Raw genomic sequence first — 17196 nt, 5'->3', positions numbered from 1 at the left:
ACTGAGTTTCTCAGAATCATGCGGAATGGTGATGAGAATGCTGATGACATTGCAGGGCGCTTCACCGGGACGTATACCGGAGCTGATGCGCGATCTTGCAAGTATGGGACAACTTGTGAAATTACCGACAAGAAGGGAAAGGGCCTTCCCGAGAGTGGTAAAGGAGAGGCCCTGGAAATACCCCACAGCCCCGAAAAAGAGCCAGTCAGTTGCTTAACTGACTGGCATTACAGCCCTTGAGCTGCCGTTTTTTTATTCTGTAACGCGTGTAACTGAAGCGATTTAGTCGCGATCGATCTCATCAAATATGGCTCGCTTTGAGACATTCCTCAAGTAAAAAAACACTTCTTCCTGCGATTTCTCACAAAAAAACTTCGTTGACAAAAAGTGACAAAATTATGAGATTTCCATCACACATTTTGACATCAGGAACGGTATGCTGAATTCACCAAGACGGGAAGACAAGAGGTAAAATTTATGACAATGAACATTACCAGTAAACAAATGGAAATTACTCCGGCCATCCGCCAACATGTCGAAGACCGTCTCGCCAAACTGGAAAAATGGCAAACACATCTGATTAATCCACATATCATTCTGTCCAAAGAGCCACAAGGGTTCGTTGCTGACGCCACTATCAATACACCTAACGGCGTTCTTGTTGCCAGTGGTAAACATGAAGATATGTACACCGCAATTAACGAATTGATCAACAAGCTGGAACGGCAGCTCAATAAACTGCAGCACAAAGGCGAAGCACGTCGTGCCGCAACATCGGTGAAAGACGCCAACTTTGTCGAAGAAGTTGAAGAAGAGTAGTCCTTTATATTGAGTGTATCGCCAACGCGCCTTCGGGCGCGTTTTTTGTTGACAGCGTGAAAACAGTGCGGGTACTGTACTGAAGTCGCTTAAGGAAACAAATATGAAACACACTCTGTTCTTCTTCGCATTCTTTTTTACCTTCCCCTGAATGGGAGGCGTTTCGTCGTGTGAAACAGAATGCGAAGACGAACAATAAGGCCTCCCAAACCGGGGGGCCTTTTTTATTGATAACAAAAAAGGCAACACTATGACATCGGAAAACCCGTTACTGGCGCTGCGTGAGAAAATCAGCTCGCTGGATGAAAAATTACTGGCGCTACTGGCAGAGCGGCGCGAACTTGCTGTCGAGGTGGGAAAAGCCAAACTGCTCTCTCATCGCCCGGTACGTGATATCGATCGTGAACGCGATTTACTGGAAAAACTGATTACACTCGGTAAAACGCACCATCTGGATGCGCACTACATTACCCGTCTGTTCCAGCTTATCATTGAAGATTCCGTATTGACCCAGCAGGCACTGCTCCAGCAGCATCTCAATAAAATTAATCCGCACTCTGCCCGCATTGCTTTTCTTGGCCCGAAAGGTTCCTACTCACACCTTGCCGCCCGTCAGTATGCTGCCCGTCACTTCGAGCAATTTATTGAAAGTGGTTGTGCCAAATTTGCTGATATTTTTAATCAGGTGGAAACAGGTCAGGCCGACTATGCCGTCGTACCGATTGAAAATACCAGCTCCGGTGCCATTAACGATGTCTACGATCTGCTGCAACATACCAGCTTATCGATTGTTGGCGAGATGACGCTGACCATTGACCACTGCCTGCTGGTTTCTGGTACTACAGATTTATCCACCATCAACACGGTCTACAGCCATCCGCAGCCATTCCAGCAATGCAGTAAATTCCTTAATCGCTATCCGCACTGGAAGATTGAATATACCGAAAGTACGTCCGCGGCGATGGAAAAGGTTGCACAGGCAAAATCACCGCATGTTGCTGCATTGGGGAGCGAGGCAGGCGGCACTTTGTACGGCTTACAGGTGTTGGAGCGCATTGAGGCAAATCAGCGACAAAACTTCACCCGATTTGTCGTGCTGGCGCGTAAAGCCATTAACGTTTCAGACCAGGTTCCGGCAAAAACCACGCTGTTAATGGCCACCGGACAACAAGCCGGTGCACTGGTTGAAGCACTGCTGGTGCTGCGCAATCATAATCTGATCATGACCCGTCTGGAATCACGTCCGATTCACGGTAATCCGTGGGAAGAGATGTTTTATCTGGATATTCAGGCCAACCTTGAATCAGCAGAAATGCAAAAAGCATTGAAAGAGTTAGGTGAAATCACCCGTTCGATGAAGGTGTTGGGCTGTTACCCAAGCGAGAATGTGGTGCCTGTCGATCCTGCATGATGAAGCCGTGCCGGATGTGATACGTATCACCCGGCACAAAATTATTACTGCCGGTTGTCGTTTGCCTGACGCAATAACACACGGCTTTCACTCTGGAAGCGTTGCGCGTAATCACCGAACCAGTGCTCAACCTTGCGGAAACTGTCAATAAACGCCTGCTTATCGCCCTGCTCCAGCAACTCAATCGCCTCGCCAAAACGTTTATAGTAACGTTTGATCAGCGCCAGATTACGTTCTGACGACATGATGATGTCGGCATAAAGCTGCGGATCCTGGGCAAACAGTCGCCCGACCATCGCCAGTTCAAGGCGATAAATGGGCGAAGAGAGCGCCAGAAGTTGCTCAAGCTGAACATTTTCTTCTGCCAGATGCAGGCCATAAGCAAAAGTAGCAAAGTGGCGCAACGCCTGGATAAACGCCATATTCTGATCGTGCTCCACGGCGCTAATGCGATGTAACCGTGCGCCCCAGACCTGAATTTGCTCCAGAAACCATTGATACGCTTCCGGCTGGCGGCCATCACACCAGACAACGACCTGTTTCGCCAGGCTACCGCTGTCCGGGCCGAACATCGGGTGTAGCCCCAGCACCGGACCATCATGCGCCGCCAGCATGGCCTGCAACGGTCCATTTTTCACCGATGCCAGATCAACCAGAATACAGTCTTGCGGTAAACGCGGCAATTTTCCTATGACCTGCTCAGTAACATGAATCGGCACACTAACAATCACCATTCCGGCATCGGCAACAATCTCAGCCGCACGTTCCCAATCATGTTGTTCAAGGATCCGCACCTGATAACCCGAGAGTGTCAGCATCTTCTCGAACAATCGCCCCATCTGACCGCCACCGCCGACGATAACCACCGGGCGCAACGTAGGACAAAGCGTTTTAAAGCCTTTGTCGTTCTCGCTGGAGTAAGATTCACGCATCACCCGACGCAGGATGTCTTCAATGAGATCCGGCGGCACTCCGAGAGCTTCAGCCTCGGCGCGCCGCGAGGCCAGCATGGATGCCTCACGCTCCGGAACATAAATAGGCAACCCAAAACGGCTCTTCACCTCTCCGACTTCGGCAACCAGTTCCAGACGCTTCGCTAATAAATTCAGCAGCTCTTTATCGACTTCATCAATTTGATCGCGTAATGCGGTCAACTCAGCAACCATAATAAACCTCTTAAGCCACGCGTGCCGTCAACTGTCCGTTGAGATCATGATGAATCTCACGCAGCAAGGCATCTGTCATTTCCCAGCTAATGCAGGCATCGGTAACGGATACACCGTATTTCATTGCGCTGCGCGGTTGCTCGGAAGACTGATTGCCTTCGTGGATATTACTTTCGATCATCAGACCAATAATTGAGCGATTGCCATCTTTGATTTGGGCAACCACGGACTCTGCTACCGCAGGTTGGCGGCGATAATCTTTATTGGAATTACCGTGGCTGCAATCTACCATTAGTGAGGGACGCAGTCCCGCCTGTTCCATCTCTTTTTCACATTGCGCAATATCCGCAGGGCTATAATTCGGTGCTTTGCCGCCGCGCAGGATCACATGTCCGTCCGGATTACCTTGCGTTTGTAGCAACGCAACCTGCCCTGCCTGGTTAATACCGACAAAACGGTGTGGCTGGGCGGCAGCTCGCATGGCGTTAATTGCCGTTGCCAGACTGCCATCGGTGCCGTTTTTAAAACCAACCGGCATAGACAGGCCAGATGCCATTTCACGGTGTGTTTGCGATTCTGTGGTGCGAGCACCAATTGCAGACCAGCTAAACAGATCACCAAGATATTGCGGGCTGTTTGGATCTAACGCCTCCGTCGCCAACGGCAGCCCCATGTTCACCAGTTCAAGCAGCAACTTACGCGCAATTTGCAGCCCGGCTTCTACGTCAAAAGAGCCATCCATATGCGGATCGTTAATTAACCCTTTCCAGCCGACAGTAGTACGGGGTTTTTCAAAATAGACGCGCATCACCAGATAGAGGTTATCGCTGACCTCTTCGGCAAGAGCTTTAAATCGACGAGCATATTCCAGAGCCGTTTCAGGATCATGAATGGAACAAGGACCACACACTACCAGCAGACGAGGATCGCGCCCGGCGATAATATCTGAAATGGTTTTACGCGAATCGGCAATCTTGGCTTCTTGTTGCAGGCTTAATGGAAAAGCGGCCTTCAATTGTTCCGGGGTCATCAGAACCTGTTCATCGGTAATGTGTACGTTATTCAGCGCGTCTTTTTGCATGATGGTGATCCTGTTTATGCTCGTTTGCGATAGTTGATCCTCAGCGAGGATGACGTAACGATAACACAACAAGTAAAGATTTCAATCCAAATTTCGTAAATAATAGTTTACACATGCAGTTTTAATGCTTCTGAGACAATTAATTTCGTAAAAATAAATTTACACCACTATCAAAAACAATCCGCTATGCTTTGAAAAAGGAGAAAAAATGATGAAAAAATTTATCGGTCCCCTGTTGGCCTTAGTGATTAGCGGTTGCCAGATTGATCCTTATACTCACGCGCCAACCTTGACCAGTACCGACTGGTATGACGTTGGTATGGAAGATGCTATATCAGGCGTTGCCATAAAAGACGACGATACATTTAACGATTCACCAACAGATCGGGTGGTATACCTTAAAGGATATGCCGAAGGACAAAAGAAAACCTGCCAGCCTGATTTTACTTACGCCAGAGGGCTATCTGGTAAAAGCTTTCCCGCCAGTTGTGACACGGTGGAAAATGCCAGTCAACTGCATGAAGTATGGCAAAAAGGAGCCGATGAAAATGCCAGCACGATACGATTGAATTAATTTAAACCTCATCAATAAATTAATCATAAGATTTAACTTATTTGAATTTTAATTCTCGTTTTGATGACGAGTGCATAAAATAATGATATTTTAATGAGCATCCTAAAGAAAATTTTCGATGCGTTTCGAGCAACGGTGGTGAGGATCCCTGAATGCGCTTTTCTCACCGACCGATCTTACTACTGCTCTTTCTCCTGGCAGGATCGCCATTACTCGCTCAGGGTGCTTCTGACGTTACAAAAAATGTACGTTTGATGGTTTCCGGTATCGTCAGCTACACTCGCTGGCCTGCATTGACTGGCCCACCAAGGCTATGTATTTTTTCATCTTCACGTTTTAGCGCAGCCCTACAAGAGAACAACGCAACTTCTTTGCCTTATCTCCCCATCATCATTAACTCTAAACAAGAGGCACTGATTTCAAGCTGCGATGGCTTTTATTTTGGCAACGAGTCACCGACATTCCAGATAGAATTAATCGATGAATATCCGTCTAAGGCGTTATTATTAATAGCCGAACAAAATACCGAGTGCATTATTGGCAGCGCATTTTGCCTGATCATCAACAATAATAACGTCAGATTTGCCGTAAACCTGGATGCCTTATCGCGTAGTGGTGTAAAGGTCAACCCGGATGTCTTAATGCTCGCACGGAAGAAAAATGATGGGTAACGATAATTCTCTTAATAAGCGCCCCACGTTTAAAAGAGCATTACGCAATATCAGCATGACCAGCGTATTTATCACTATGACGCTGATCTGGCTGCTGCTTTCCGTGACATCGGTGCTGACCCTGAAACAATACGCGCAAAAAAACCTGGCACTCACCGCAGCGACAATGACTTACAGTCTGGAAGCTGCTGTCGTTTTTGCCGATGGTCCGGCAGCCACAGAAACGTTAGCCGCGCTGGGTCAGCAGGGCCAATTTTCAACCGCAGAAGTGCGAGATAACCAGCAAAACATTCTGGCATCCTGGCATTACACCAGTAAGGCTCCGGGCGAGACATTCAGTAATTTCATTAGCCACTGGCTCTTCCCCGCTCCCGTCATTCAGCCGATTCGCCATAATGGCAAAATCATTGGCGAAGTACAGTTAACTGCTCGCGACAACTCAATCAGTCATTTTATCTGGTTATCGCTGGCTGTTCTGACGGGTTGCATTCTGCTGGCATCAGGCATTGCAATCACCCTTACCCGCCATTTGCATAACGGACTGGTGGAAGCGCTAAAAAACATCACTGACGTCGTTCATGATGTGCGCTCCAACCGCAATTTTTCCCGCCGTGTTTCGGAAGAACGAATCGCAGAATTTCACCGCTTTGCTCTCGACTTCAATAGCTTGCTGGATGAAATGGAAGAGTGGCAGCTCCGTTTGCAGGCAAAAAATGCCCAGCTTCTACGTACCGCGCTACATGACCCATTAACCGGGCTGGCGAACCGCGCTGCATTCCGCAACTGCATCAATACGTTAATGAATGATTCTGCTGCTCGAGAAACCTCAGCTTTACTTTTTCTTGATGGCGATAATTTCAAATATATCAATGACACATGGGGGCACGCGACGGGCGATCAGGTCTTGATCGAGATAGCCATACGGTTAATGGAATTTAGCGGAAAACGACATCAGTCATACCGCATAGGAGGCGACGAGTTCGCCATGGTTCTGTCTGGCGTACTGTCAGAATATGAAGTGCAGCGTATCTGTGCAGATCTCACACAAACCTTTCATCGCCCATTCAATCTCCATAACGGTCATCAGGCCTGCATGACCTTAAGTATTGGATACGCCCTGACTCGTGAACACGATTCTGCCGAAAAATTACAAGAGCTGGCCGATCGTAATATGTATCAGGCCAAGCACCAGCGCGCCGAAACGCGGGTGAAATAACAAGGAAATATCTACATGATAAAGCAACTGGTAGCACCTCTGGTTTTCTCTTCTCTGATACTGGCAGGTTGCCAGGCTCCACAAGGCAAGTTTACCCCAGAGCAAGTCGCTGCTATGCAGTCTTATGGTTTTACTGAATCCGCCGGTGACTGGTCACTTGGCTTATCAGACACGATTCTGTTTGCTAAAAATGACTACAAACTACTTCCGGAAAGTCAGCAACAGATCCAAACCATGGCGGCGAAACTGGCTTCTACCGGGCTAACACATGCCCGTATGGATGGTCATACCGATAACTACGGTGAAGATAGCTACAATGAAGCCTTATCACTGAAGAGAGCGAATGTCGTCGCAGATGCCTGGGCTGAAGGTGGGCAAATTCCTCGCAGCAATCTCTCTACTCAAGGCTTAGGGAAAAAATACCCCATCGCCAGCAACCAGACATCTCAGGGTCGGGCCGAGAACCGCCGCGTCGCTGTGGTGATAAGTGCGCCTTAAACTCAATTTCAGTAGATAAAAAAAGGGCCAGCCAATTGGCCAGCCCTTCTTAACAGGATGTCGCTTAAGCGAAATCTTAGTTAAGACGCTCTTTGATACGAGCAGCCTTACCAGTACGCTCACGCAGGTAGTACAGTTTAGCTTTACGAACAGCACCACGACGTTTGACAGAAATGCTGTCAACTACCGGAGAGTGAGTCTGGAAGACACGCTCAACGCCTTCGCCGTTGGAAATTTTACGAACAGTGAATGCAGAGTGCAGACCGCGGTTACGAATAGCGATAACCACGCCCTCGAATGCCTGCAGACGTTTTTTGGAACCTTCAACAACCCATACTTTCACTTCCACGGTATCACCCGGACGGAAGGAAGGTACGTCCTGCTTCATCTGCTCTTGTTCAAGTTGCTTAATAATGTTGCTCATAATTTAATCTCTTATCCTGGGTAAACTGATATCTCGGGGGCTTACGCCATCCCATCATGTTTATGTTGCTGTTGCGCGTGTTCGGTTTTGAACTCCGCCAGCAACCTTGCTTGCTCTTCAGTCAGAGCCAGGTTTTCCAGAAGTTCAGGTCTTCTAAGCCAGGTACGGCCCAGCGACTGTTTCAAACGCCAGCGACGTATCTCGGCATGGTTGCCCGACAGTAACACTGACGGAACTTCCATCCCTTCTAACACCTCAGGCCGCGTATAGTGCGGGCAATCCAGCAATCCTTCAGCAAAGGAATCTTCCGTTGCTGAGGCTTCATGTCCCAGTACCCCCGGAATAAACCGGGAGACAGAGTCAATCAACGTCATTGCTGGTAACTCACCACCACTCAGAACGTAATCCCCGATTGACCATTCTTCGTCAATTTCGGTTTGGATCACGCGCTCATCTATACCTTCGTAGCGACCGCACACCAGAATCAATTTTTGATTCGTTGCCAGTTCGCTGACGCCCGCTTGATCAAGCTTGCGCCCCTGCGGTGACAGATAGATCACCTTAGCGCCTTCACCCGCCGCGCTTTTTGCTGCATAAATGGCATCCCGTAAAGGTTGCACCATCATTAACATCCCCGGTCCGCCGCCGTAAGGACGATCGTCCACGGTACGGTGCCGGTCATGCGTGAAGTCACGAGGACTCCAGCTCTGGATGCTCAGCAGGCCATTTTTAACTGCCCGGCCAGTTACCCCGTAATCGGTAATTGCGCGGAACATTTCAGGAAACAGGCTAATTATGCCAATCCACATAGCGCCGTCTTTTACCGTTTATCCGGTGGTTTAAAAACCAGGATCCCAATCTACTTCGATTGAACGAGTAGTGAGATCGACTTTCTTGATAACCTGCCCATCGAGGAACGGTACGAGACGTTCCTTGATACCAAACGCATCTTTCAGGTTTGCCTTAATGACGAGAACGTCATTAGATCCGGTTTCCATCATGTCGACGACTTTACCGAGATCGTAGCCTTCAGTGGTCACTACCTGGCAGCCCATCAGGTCTTTCCAGTAGTAGTCACCCTCTTCAAGCTGAGGCAACTGCGAAGAATCTACGACAATTTCACAATTCGTCAGCAGGTTCGCCGCATCACGATCGTCAACGCCTTTCAGCTTGATGATCATGTCCTGATTGTGGTGCTTCCAGCTTTCCAACTGGACTTGCTGCCACTGACCCGCCTTCTGGATAAACCAGGGCTGATAGTCAAAAATGCTTTCGGCGTCTTCGGTGGAAGAAAACACTCTGAGCCACCCACGAATACCGTAAGACGAACCCATTTTTCCCAAAACGATGGGATCAACAGGTGCTTGCGCGGTGAGTTGTTTGCTCATCATGACCACCGTGACAGATTAAGCTGCTTTGTTTACTTCTTTGATCAGCGCAGCAACGCGATCAGAAATAGTTGCGCCCTGGCCAACCCAGTGAGCAATGCGATCCAGATCCAGGCGGGCGCCTTCTTCTTTTTCGCTAGCGATTGGGTTGAAGAAACCAACGCGCTCAATGAAGCGACCGTTGCGTGCATTACGGCTGTCAGCGACAACAACCTGGTAGAACGGACGCTTTTTAGCGCCGTGACGTGCTAAACGAATAGTTACCATAACATCCTCTTGTGTGAATAAAACAACCGGACCCCATCGAGGAACGGAGTCCGGTGTCATATTAAAAGCCCGAAAATTTTACTGATTTCTGGAGAAAATGCAATCAACAGTTAATAACTCTGTCGCATAAGGTCATTTAGCGACCAGGAAATCCCGGCGGCATCATCCCTTTCATGCTTCTCATCATCTTCGCCATTCCGCCCTTCTTCATCTTCTTCATCATGCGCTGCATGTCGTCGAACTGCTTCAGAAGACGGTTAACATCCTGTACCTGCATACCGCAACCGGCAGCGATACGACGTTTACGCGAACCTTTGATGATTTCTGGCTTAGCGCGCTCTTTCAGCGTCATCGAGTTGATGATGGCTTCCATACGCACCAGCACTTTATCGTCCATCTGCGACTTCACGTTCTCCGGGATCTGTCCCATGCCCGGCAGTTTGCCCATCAGGCTGGCCATGCCGCCCATGTTTTTCATCTGGCGCAACTGTTCAAGGAAATCGTTGAGATCGAAGCCGTCGCCTTTTTTCAGCTTGCTGGCTAATTTCTCAGCCTGCGCGCGGTCAACTTTGCTTTCGATATCTTCGATCAGCGACAGAACATCGCCCATACCGAGAATACGGGAAGCGATGCGGTCCGGATGGAACGGTTCCAGCGCCTCTGTTTTCTCACCAACACCGAGGAATTTGATCGGTTTGCCAGTGATGTGACGAATCGAGAGCGCCGCACCGCCGCGGGCATCGCCGTCTACTTTGGTCAACACTACGCCGGTAAGCGGTAACGCTTCATTGAACGCTTTTGCCGTATTGGCGGCATCCTGACCGGTCATGGCGTCAACCACAAACAAGGTTTCAACCGGGTTAATCGAAGCGTGGACTTGTTTGATCTCGTCCATCATCGCTTCATCAACGTGCAAACGACCGGCAGTATCCACCAGCAACACGTCGTAGAATTTCAGTTTGGCTTCTTTCAGCGCCGCATTAACGATATCGACCGGCTTCTGACCAACATCTGAAGGGAAGAAATCGACGCCTACCTGTTCGGCCAGCGTCTCAAGCTGTTTGATTGCCGCCGGACGATAAACGTCGGCAGAAACCACCAGCACTTTCTTTTTGTGCTTCTCGCGCAGGAACTTACCGAGTTTACCAACGCTGGTTGTTTTACCGGCACCTTGCAGGCCCGCCATCAGCACCACCGCAGGCGGCTGCGCAGCCAGATTCAGGGTCTGGTTCTCTTCGCCCATCGCCGCAACCAGTTCGTTACGGACGATTTTGACGAACTCCTGCCCCGGCGTCAGGCTCTTGTTAACTTCATGACCAACCGCTTTCTCTTTTACGCGATTGATAAACTCACGCACTACCGGCAGAGCGACGTCCGCCTCCAGCAGCGCCATGCGCACTTCGCGCAGCGTATCTTTAACGTTGTCTTCAGTAAGGCGTCCACGGCCACTGATATTGCGCAGCGTGCGCGACAAACGATCGGTTAAATTATCAAACATTGTCTCTCGCCTGGGGTGGAAACGGTTGGCCGCAATCGCGACACATCATCAGTATTTTGCCGCAGTATAACATGAAGGCGTCTTTGTTGTTATGCAACGGTTGGAGCCGCGTTCACCTGACGCTATACTGCTTTTCTTTCTCATTGCTCAAACTGTCGACATTACTATGCCCGTTTTTGCTCTGCTCGCGCTCGTCGCCTACTCTGTCAGTCTCGCACTGATTATTCCCGGTCTGCTGCAAAAAAACGGCGGCTGGCGGCGAATGGCTATTATTTCTGCGGTCATCGCGCTGGTTTGCCACGCTATTGCTCTTGAAGCCCGCATACTGCCCGGCGGTGATAGCGGACAAAACCTTAGCCTGTTGAATGTCGGTTCGTTGGTCAGCCTGATGATCTGTACGGTGATGACCATTGTGGCCTCACGTAACCGTGGCTGGCTGCTGCTGCCGATTGTTTACGCCTTTGCGCTCATCAACCTGGCGCTGGCGACCTTCATGCCCAATGAATACATCACCCACCTGGAAGCAACACCCGGGATGCTGATGCACATTGGCTTATCGCTCTTTTCCTACGCCACGCTGATTATCGCTGCCCTGTACGCGCTGCAACTGGCATGGATTGATTACCAACTGAAGAACAAGAAGTTGGCGTTTAATCAGGAAATGCCTCCACTGATGAGTATTGAACGTAAAATGTTCCACATCACGCAAATTGGTGTGGTGCTATTGACGCTCACTCTCTGTACAGGCCTGTTCTACATGCACAACTTATTTAGCATGGAAAATATCGACAAGGCCGTGCTCTCTATTGTGGCGTGGTTTGTCTATATTGTGCTGCTGTGGGGGCATTATCATGAAGGATGGCGTGGACGCCGCGTTGTCTGGTTTAACGTCGCCGGCGCAGTTATTCTGACACTGGCCTATTTTGGCAGCCGAATTGTCCAGCAGTTAATCAGCTAAACCAGAAAAGGAGCTTCCCCTGGAACATATCTCTACTACCACGTTGATCATAATTTTGATCATCATGGTGGTCATTTCAGCCTATTTTTCCGGCTCCGAAACCGGAATGATGACACTCAACCGCTATCGCCTGCGACATATGGCGAAGCAGGGTAATCGCTCGGCTAAACGGGTCGAAAAATTACTGCGCAAACCTGACCGCCTGATAAGCCTGGTGTTAATCGGCAATAACCTGGTCAATATTCTCGCTTCCGCACTGGGCACCATTGTCGGAATGCGCTTGTACGGTGATGCAGGCGTGGCGATTGCGACCGGCGTGCTGACCTTCGTGGTGCTGGTTTTTGCCGAAGTATTGCCGAAAACCATTGCCGCGCTGTACCCGGAAAAAGTCGCCTATCCGAGTAGTTTTCTGCTGGCTCCGCTGCAAATTTTGATGATGCCACTGGTCTGGCTACTGAACGCCATCACCCGTATGCTGATGCGTATGATGGGTATCAAAACCGATATCGTAGTCAGCGGCTCTTTAAGCAAAGAGGAGTTGCGCACCATTGTGCACGAATCACGCTCACAAATTTCCCGCCGCAATCAGGATATGCTGCTATCGGTGCTCGATCTGGAAAAAATGACCGTTGATGACATCATGGTGCCGCGCAGTGAAATCATCGGCATCGATATCAACGACGACTGGAAATCGATTCTCCGTCAACTCTCCCACTCTCCTCACGGGCGCATCGTGCTGTACCGCGACTCTCTGGACGACGCCATTAGTATGCTGCGAGTACGTGAAGCCTGGCGGCTGATGTCGGAGAAAAAAGAGTTCACTAAAGAAACCATGCTGCGCGCTGCGGACGAAATTTATTTTGTTCCGGAAGGCACGCCGCTCAGTACACAATTAGTTAAATTTCAACGCAATAAAAAGAAAGTTGGTCTGGTCGTCAACGAATACGGAGATATTCAGGGGCTGGTCACAGTTGAAGATATTCTTGAAGAGATTGTCGGTGATTTCACCACGTCGATGTCACCAACGCTTGCCGAAGAGGTCACACCGCAAAACGACGGTTCGGTGATTATCGATGGCACCGCCAACGTGCGAGAAATTAACAAAGCCTTTAACTGGCATCTACCGGAAGATGATGCCCGCACGGTTAATGGCGTTATTCTGGAGGCGCTGGAAGAGATCCCTGTCGCAGGCACCCGCGTGCGTATTGGCGAGTACGATATCGATATCCTCGACGTTCAGGACAATATGATTAAGCAGGTAAAAGTTTTTCCTGTAAAACCGCTACGTGAAAGCGTGGCGGAGTAACGAAAACGGCCCGGCATTCATATGCAGGGCCGTAACTCATTACGAAGGCAGAAATTAAGCTTTCGCTTTCGCGACAGTAACCATCGCCGCACGAATCGTACGACCGTTCAGCGTATAACCCTTCTGCATGATGCCCAGTACGTTACCCGGCGCAACGTCATCAGATTCCACCATTGCGATGGCCTGATGCACGTTTGGATCCAGCGGTACGTTCGTTTCGGCAATGACATCAACGCCAAATTTACGTACTACATCCAGCATCGACTTCAGCGTCAGCTCAATACCTTCAACCATCGCAGACATATCCGGGTTAGCTTTATCAGCCACTTCCAGCGCACGATCCAGACTATCAATCACCGGCAGCAATTCGTTGATGAATTTCTCCAGCGCAAATTTATGCGCTTTTTCGATATCCAGTTCAGTACGACGACGCAGGTTTTCCATTTCCGCTTTTACGCGCAAAATACCGTCCCGTTCACGGGTCTGGGCTTCAGCCAGCTGAGCTTCGAGATTCGCAATTTTTTCATCGCGCGGATCCACCTGCTCAGCAGAAGCTTCTGGCTCAACTGCCTCAATCTCTTCGTGCTGATCCATGATAATTTCTTCCGGGGCTTGCCCCTCAGGCGTTTTCTGTTCTTTACTACTCATGAATTTCTCCGCGTTTTTTTCGCATTCATCTCGCTAACTTGGCTTATTATGGGGATCAGTTTCAGGGTTTCAAGGGAAGCACTCACATTGTCATCAATCTTCACAACAAGGACCTCGGAAAAATGAATAATCATTTCAAGTGTATTGGCATTGTGGGACACCCACGGCACCCTACTGCACTGACAACACATGAAATGCTCTACCGCTGGTTGTGCACAAAAGGTTACGAGGTCATCGTTGAGCAGCAAATCGCTCACGAACTGCAACTGAAGAATGTGAAAACTGGCACACTCGCGGAGATTGGACAACTGGCTGATCTCGCGGTAGTTGTTGGTGGCGACGGTAATATGCTGGGCGCGGCGCGCACGCTCGCCCGCTACGACATTAAAGTCATTGGCATCAACCGTGGCAACCTGGGTTTCCTGACTGACCTTGACCCCGATAACGCCCAACAACAGTTAGCCGATGTGCTGGAAGGCCACTACATCAGCGAAAAACGTTTTTTGCTGGAAGCACAAGTCTGCCAGCAAGATTGCCAGAAGCGCATCAGCACAGCGATTAACGAAGTAGTGCTTCACCCAGGTAAAGTAGCGCATATGATTGAGTTCGAAGTGTATATCGACGAGATCTTTGCGTTTTCTCAGCGCTCCGATGGACTGATTATTTCTACGCCTACAGGTTCTACCGCCTATTCCCTCTCGGCGGGCGGCCCGATTCTGACACCATCACTGGATGCAATTACCCTGGTGCCAATGTTCCCGCATACACTCTCGGCGCGCCCGCTGGTCATTAACAGCAGCAGCACAATTCGCCTGCGCTTTTCGCACCGCCGTAGCGATCTGGAAATTAGCTGCGACAGCCAGATAGCGCTACCGATTCAGGAAGGTGAAGATGTCCTGATTCGTCGTTGTGATTACCATCTGAATCTGATTCATCCAAAAGATTACAGCTATTTCAATACATTAAGCACTAAACTCGGCTGGTCAAAAAAATTATTTTAATTTTACACCAGCCTCTTTACTGTATATAAAACCAGTTTATACTGTACACAATAACAGTAATGGTTTTTCATACAGGAAAACGACTATGTTGGCACAACTGACCATCAGCAACTTTGCTATTGTTCGTGAGCTTGAGATTGATTTTCACAGCGGTATGACCGTAATAACCGGTGAGACCGGCGCAGGCAAATCTATTGCAATAGATGCGCTCGGCCTTTGTCTCGGTGGTCGCGCTGAAGCCGACATGGTGCGTACCGGCGCTGCTCGCGCAGACCTGTGCGCTCGTTTTTCTCTTAAAGATACGCCAGCGGCTCTGCGCTGGCTGGAAGAAAACCAACTGGAAGATGGCCGCGAATGCCTGCTTCGTCGCGTGATCAGTAGCGATGGCCGCTCCCGTGGTTTCATCAACGGCACGGCCGTTCCTCTGTCACAACTGCGCGAACTGGGTCAGTTGCTCATCCAGATCCACGGTCAGCATGCTCATCAGTTACTCACCAAAGCCGAGCACCAAAAATTCCTGCTTGATGGCTACGCCAATGAAACTTCTCTGCTCCAGGAAATGACCGCTCGTTATCAGTTGTGGCATCAAAGCTGCCGCGACCTGGCGCATCATCAACAGTTAAGTCAGGAACGCGCCGCTCGCGCGGAACTGCTGCAATATCAGTTAAAAGAACTGAACGAATTTAATCCGCAGCCCGGTGAGTTTGAACAAATCGACGAAGAGTACAAGCGTCTGGCTAACAGCGGTCAATTGCTGACTACAAGCCAGAATGCACTGGCATTAATGGCCGACGGCGAAGATGCAAACCTGCAAAGTCAGCTTTATACAGCAAAACAATTGGTTAGCGAACTGATTGGTATGGACAGCAAACTGTCCGGTGTACTTGATATGCTGGAAGAGGCCACAATCCAGATAGCTGAAGCCAGTGACGAATTACGCCACTACTGCGATCGTCTGGATCTCGACCCTAACCGGTTGTTCGAACTTGAACAACGTATCTCAAAACAGATTTCACTGGCACGTAAACACCACGTCAGCCCGGAAGCATTGCCGCAATATTATCAATCACTGCTGGAAGAACAACAGCAACTCGACGATCAGGCCGACTCACAAGAAACTCTCGCGCTGGCCGTAACTAAACACCATCAGCAGGCGCTGGAAACGGCACGCGCGTTACACCAACAACGCCAGCACTATGCAGCAGAACTTGCGCACCTGATCACCGACAGTATGCACGCACTCTCCATGCCGCATGGGCAATTTACGATTGATGTGAAATTTGATGAGCATCACCTGAGCGCTGACGGTGCCGACCGCATTGAGTTTCGGGTTACCACCAACCCTGGTCAGCCAATGCAGCCTATCGCCAAAGTCGCATCCGGTGGTGAATTGTCGCGTATCGCTCTGGCGATTCAGGTTATTACAGCGCGTAAAATGGAAACGCCAGCGCTCATTTTCGATGAAGTGGATGTGGGGATCAGCGGCCCGACTGCAGCAGTCGTCGGCAAACTGCTACGTCAGCTTGGCGAATCAACCCAGGTAATGTGTGTTACCCACCTGCCACAAGTCGCAGGATGCGGTCATCAACACTATTTTGTCAGCAAAGAAACAGATGGCGCGATGACAGAAACACATATGCAATCACTGGATAAAAAGGCGCGGTTACAGGAGTTGGCGCGCTTACTTGGTGGTAGCGAAGTTACCCGCAACACCCTGGCGAACGCGAAAGAACTGCTTGCGGCGTAAACTTTTTTACTGCTTCACGGTCAGAGTAGACAGCAAAACGCCGTAAGACCCGACAGCAAAAGGTTTTAAAGTGACGAAAGGTCTATTATCATCGGCATATTACAGATGAGCCACGTACTGCTCGGGCCCGAAAAGGAATCAAATCACTATGCGCTGTAAAACGCTGACTGCTGCCGCAGCAGTACTATTGATGTTGACCGCAGGCTGTTCCACTCTGGAGCGAGTGGTTTACCGTCCTGACATCAACCAGGGGAACTATCTGACCGCTAACGACGTATCCAAAATACGCGTTGGCATGACGCAACAACAAGTTGCGTACGCATTGGGTACACCGCTGATGTCCGATCCATTTGGTACGAATACCTGGTTCTATGTCTTCCGCCAACAACCAGGTCATGAAGGTGTAACGCAGCAAACGCTGACGCTGACCTTTAACAGCAGCGGTGTGTTGACCAATATTGATAACAAACCCGCACTGAGTGGCAACGAATAAAATTTGCTGTTTATAGCGATCAAAAAGGTG

At 49.6% G+C, this 17196-nt stretch carries 20 protein-coding genes, 1 pseudogene and 1 other annotated feature; of the genes and pseudogenes, 13 read left to right on the top strand and 8 right to left on the bottom strand.

Annotated elements, in window-relative coordinates:
- The 4 genes and pseudogenes from A9587_RS22000 to pheA all read left to right on the top strand — a co-directional run.
- Positions 1-217 (top strand): annotated as a pseudogene (locus tag A9587_RS22000) (IS4 family transposase); the annotation flags it as partial.
- 260 nt (positions 218-477) lie between these two features.
- Positions 478-819, top strand: coding sequence for a ribosome-associated translation inhibitor RaiA (gene raiA, locus A9587_RS21995; RefSeq protein ID WP_000178461.1), 342 nt, complete (start codon positions 478-480; stop codon positions 817-819).
- A 102-nt stretch (positions 820-921) separates the two neighbouring features.
- Positions 922-1047: a sequence feature (Phe leader region), on the top strand.
- Positions 923-970, top strand: a complete 48-nt coding sequence (pheL, locus tag A9587_RS21990; RefSeq protein WP_101958059.1) for a pheA operon leader peptide PheL — start codon at positions 923-925, stop codon at positions 968-970. Its footprint overlaps the feature before it by 48 nt.
- Positions 1048-1069: 22 nt before the next feature.
- Entirely contained in the window at positions 1070-2230 is a 1161-nt protein-coding gene (gene pheA / locus A9587_RS21985; protein ID WP_016262446.1) for a bifunctional chorismate mutase/prephenate dehydratase, read from the top strand.
- A gap of 44 nt (positions 2231-2274) precedes the next feature.
- On the opposite strand, the gene tyrA is transcribed toward pheA, so the two are convergent.
- Both tyrA and aroF read right to left on the bottom strand, forming a co-directional pair.
- A complete protein-coding gene (gene tyrA / locus A9587_RS21980; protein WP_000225243.1) occupies positions 2275-3396 on the bottom strand; it encodes a bifunctional chorismate mutase/prephenate dehydrogenase in 1122 nt (373 codons plus the stop codon).
- Between the two features lie 10 nt (positions 3397-3406).
- Entirely contained in the window at positions 3407-4477 is a 1071-nt protein-coding gene (gene aroF / locus A9587_RS21975) for a 3-deoxy-7-phosphoheptulonate synthase AroF (RefSeq protein WP_001168033.1), read from the bottom strand.
- A gap of 208 nt (positions 4478-4685) precedes the next feature.
- On the opposite strand from aroF, the gene A9587_RS21970 reads away from it, so the two are divergent.
- The 4 genes from A9587_RS21970 (at position 4686) to A9587_RS21955 (ending at position 7436) form a co-directional block, all read left to right on the top strand.
- The gene (locus A9587_RS21970; RefSeq protein ID WP_000976009.1) at positions 4686-5051 is read left to right on the top strand and encodes a DUF2799 domain-containing protein; all 366 of its coding nucleotides are present in this window, start codon (positions 4686-4688) and stop codon (positions 5049-5051) included.
- A 152-nt stretch (positions 5052-5203) separates the two neighbouring features.
- Positions 5204-5722, top strand: coding sequence for a YfiR family protein (locus tag A9587_RS21965; protein ID WP_016249098.1), 519 nt, complete (start codon positions 5204-5206; stop codon positions 5720-5722).
- Positions 5712-6938, top strand: coding sequence for a diguanylate cyclase DgcN (dgcN, locus tag A9587_RS21960; protein ID WP_000971914.1), 1227 nt, complete (start codon positions 5712-5714; stop codon positions 6936-6938). The genes A9587_RS21965 and dgcN overlap by 11 nt, the downstream gene beginning before the upstream one ends.
- A gap of 15 nt (positions 6939-6953) precedes the next feature.
- Positions 6954-7436 carry an OmpA family protein gene (locus tag A9587_RS21955; protein WP_000595358.1) on the top strand — a complete coding sequence of 161 codons (483 nt, stop codon included), beginning with the start codon at positions 6954-6956 and terminating at the stop codon, positions 7434-7436.
- A gap of 76 nt (positions 7437-7512) precedes the next feature.
- Here the strand turns inward: A9587_RS21955 and rplS are convergent, their stop codons facing one another.
- The 5 genes from rplS to ffh form a co-directional block, all read right to left on the bottom strand.
- Positions 7513-7860, bottom strand: coding sequence for a 50S ribosomal protein L19 (gene rplS / locus A9587_RS21950; protein WP_000065253.1), 348 nt, complete (start codon positions 7858-7860; stop codon positions 7513-7515).
- A 41-nt stretch (positions 7861-7901) separates the two neighbouring features.
- Positions 7902-8669 carry a tRNA (guanosine(37)-N1)-methyltransferase TrmD gene (gene trmD, locus A9587_RS21945; RefSeq protein ID WP_105263912.1) on the bottom strand — a complete coding sequence of 256 codons (768 nt, stop codon included), beginning with the start codon at positions 8667-8669 and terminating at the stop codon, positions 7902-7904.
- A 30-nt stretch (positions 8670-8699) separates the two neighbouring features.
- Positions 8700-9248 carry a ribosome maturation factor RimM gene (gene rimM, locus A9587_RS21940; RefSeq protein WP_000043335.1) on the bottom strand — a complete coding sequence of 183 codons (549 nt, stop codon included), beginning with the start codon at positions 9246-9248 and terminating at the stop codon, positions 8700-8702.
- A gap of 18 nt (positions 9249-9266) precedes the next feature.
- A complete protein-coding gene (gene rpsP, locus A9587_RS21935; RefSeq protein WP_001371138.1) occupies positions 9267-9515 on the bottom strand; it encodes a 30S ribosomal protein S16 in 249 nt (82 codons plus the stop codon).
- A gap of 136 nt (positions 9516-9651) precedes the next feature.
- Positions 9652-11013: a signal recognition particle protein gene (gene ffh / locus A9587_RS21930; protein ID WP_000460036.1), complete on the bottom strand. Its 1362-nt coding sequence runs from the start codon at positions 11011-11013 to the stop codon at positions 9652-9654.
- A gap of 166 nt (positions 11014-11179) precedes the next feature.
- On the opposite strand from ffh, the gene A9587_RS21925 reads away from it, so the two are divergent.
- The gene (locus A9587_RS21925; protein WP_010376639.1) at positions 11180-11971 is read left to right on the top strand and encodes a cytochrome C assembly family protein; all 792 of its coding nucleotides are present in this window, start codon (positions 11180-11182) and stop codon (positions 11969-11971) included.
- 19 nt (positions 11972-11990) lie between these two features.
- Positions 11991-13277 (top strand): HlyC/CorC family transporter, encoded by a 1287-nt coding sequence (locus A9587_RS21920; RefSeq protein ID WP_010723175.1) that lies wholly within the window; start codon positions 11991-11993, stop codon positions 13275-13277.
- Positions 13278-13331: 54 nt separating this feature from the next.
- Here the strand turns inward: A9587_RS21920 and grpE are convergent, their stop codons facing one another.
- On the bottom strand, positions 13332-13925 hold the full coding sequence (gene grpE / locus A9587_RS21915) for a nucleotide exchange factor GrpE (protein WP_001366580.1): 594 nt from the start codon (positions 13923-13925) through the stop codon (positions 13332-13334).
- Between the two features lie 122 nt (positions 13926-14047).
- Between grpE and nadK the strand changes: the two genes are divergently transcribed.
- The 3 genes from nadK to bamE all read left to right on the top strand — a co-directional run bounded on the left by nadK (position 14048) and on the right by bamE (position 17166).
- The gene (gene nadK, locus A9587_RS21905; RefSeq protein WP_001059172.1) at positions 14048-14926 is read left to right on the top strand and encodes an NAD(+) kinase; all 879 of its coding nucleotides are present in this window, start codon (positions 14048-14050) and stop codon (positions 14924-14926) included.
- An 85-nt stretch (positions 14927-15011) separates the two neighbouring features.
- Entirely contained in the window at positions 15012-16673 is a 1662-nt protein-coding gene (recN, locus tag A9587_RS21900; RefSeq protein ID WP_001516912.1) for a DNA repair protein RecN, read from the top strand.
- Positions 16674-16821: 148 nt separating this feature from the next.
- A complete protein-coding gene (gene bamE / locus A9587_RS21895) occupies positions 16822-17166 on the top strand; it encodes an outer membrane protein assembly factor BamE (RefSeq protein WP_001203438.1) in 345 nt (114 codons plus the stop codon).
- Positions 17167-17196 lie beyond the last annotated feature (30 nt).

Source organism: Escherichia sp. MOD1-EC6162 (assembly GCF_002965125.1).
Taxonomy (GTDB): Bacteria; Pseudomonadota; Gammaproteobacteria; order Enterobacterales; family Enterobacteriaceae; genus Escherichia; species Escherichia marmotae.
This window is presented reverse-complemented; position numbering and strand designations above follow the sequence as displayed.

Bases quoted from the DNA above. Each gene is read 5' to 3' on its own strand.
- tyrA (WP_000225243.1), bottom strand. From the start codon at position 3,396: ATGGTTGCTGAGTTGACCGCATTACGCGATCAAATTGATGAAGTCGAT.
- A9587_RS21970 (WP_000976009.1), top strand. From the start codon at position 4,686: ATGATGAAAAAATTTATCGGTCCCCTGTTGGCCTTAGTGATTAGCGGT.
- dgcN (WP_000971914.1), top strand. From the start codon at position 5,712: ATGATGGGTAACGATAATTCTCTTAATAAGCGCCCCACGTTTAAAAGA.
- aroF (WP_001168033.1), bottom strand. From the start codon at position 4,477: ATGCAAAAAGACGCGCTGAATAACGTACACATTACCGATGAACAGGTT.
- A9587_RS21955 (WP_000595358.1), top strand. From the start codon at position 6,954: ATGATAAAGCAACTGGTAGCACCTCTGGTTTTCTCTTCTCTGATACTG.
- nadK (WP_001059172.1), top strand. From the start codon at position 14,048: ATGAATAATCATTTCAAGTGTATTGGCATTGTGGGACACCCACGGCAC.
- rpsP (WP_001371138.1), bottom strand. From the start codon at position 9,515: ATGGTAACTATTCGTTTAGCACGTCACGGCGCTAAAAAGCGTCCGTTC.
- rplS (WP_000065253.1), bottom strand. From the start codon at position 7,860: ATGAGCAACATTATTAAGCAACTTGAACAAGAGCAGATGAAGCAGGAC.
- A9587_RS21925 (WP_010376639.1), top strand. From the start codon at position 11,180: ATGCCCGTTTTTGCTCTGCTCGCGCTCGTCGCCTACTCTGTCAGTCTC.
- pheA (WP_016262446.1), top strand. From the start codon at position 1,070: ATGACATCGGAAAACCCGTTACTGGCGCTGCGTGAGAAAATCAGCTCG.
- recN (WP_001516912.1), top strand. From the start codon at position 15,012: ATGTTGGCACAACTGACCATCAGCAACTTTGCTATTGTTCGTGAGCTT.
- grpE (WP_001366580.1), bottom strand. From the start codon at position 13,925: ATGAGTAGTAAAGAACAGAAAACGCCTGAGGGGCAAGCCCCGGAAGAA.
- A9587_RS21965 (WP_016249098.1), top strand. From the start codon at position 5,204: ATGCGCTTTTCTCACCGACCGATCTTACTACTGCTCTTTCTCCTGGCA.
- rimM (WP_000043335.1), bottom strand. From the start codon at position 9,248: ATGAGCAAACAACTCACCGCGCAAGCACCTGTTGATCCCATCGTTTTG.
- ffh (WP_000460036.1), bottom strand. From the start codon at position 11,013: ATGTTTGATAATTTAACCGATCGTTTGTCGCGCACGCTGCGCAATATC.
- bamE (WP_001203438.1), top strand. From the start codon at position 16,822: ATGCGCTGTAAAACGCTGACTGCTGCCGCAGCAGTACTATTGATGTTG.
- trmD (WP_105263912.1), bottom strand. From the start codon at position 8,669: ATGTGGATTGGCATAATTAGCCTGTTTCCTGAAATGTTCCGCGCAATT.
- raiA (WP_000178461.1), top strand. From the start codon at position 478: ATGACAATGAACATTACCAGTAAACAAATGGAAATTACTCCGGCCATC.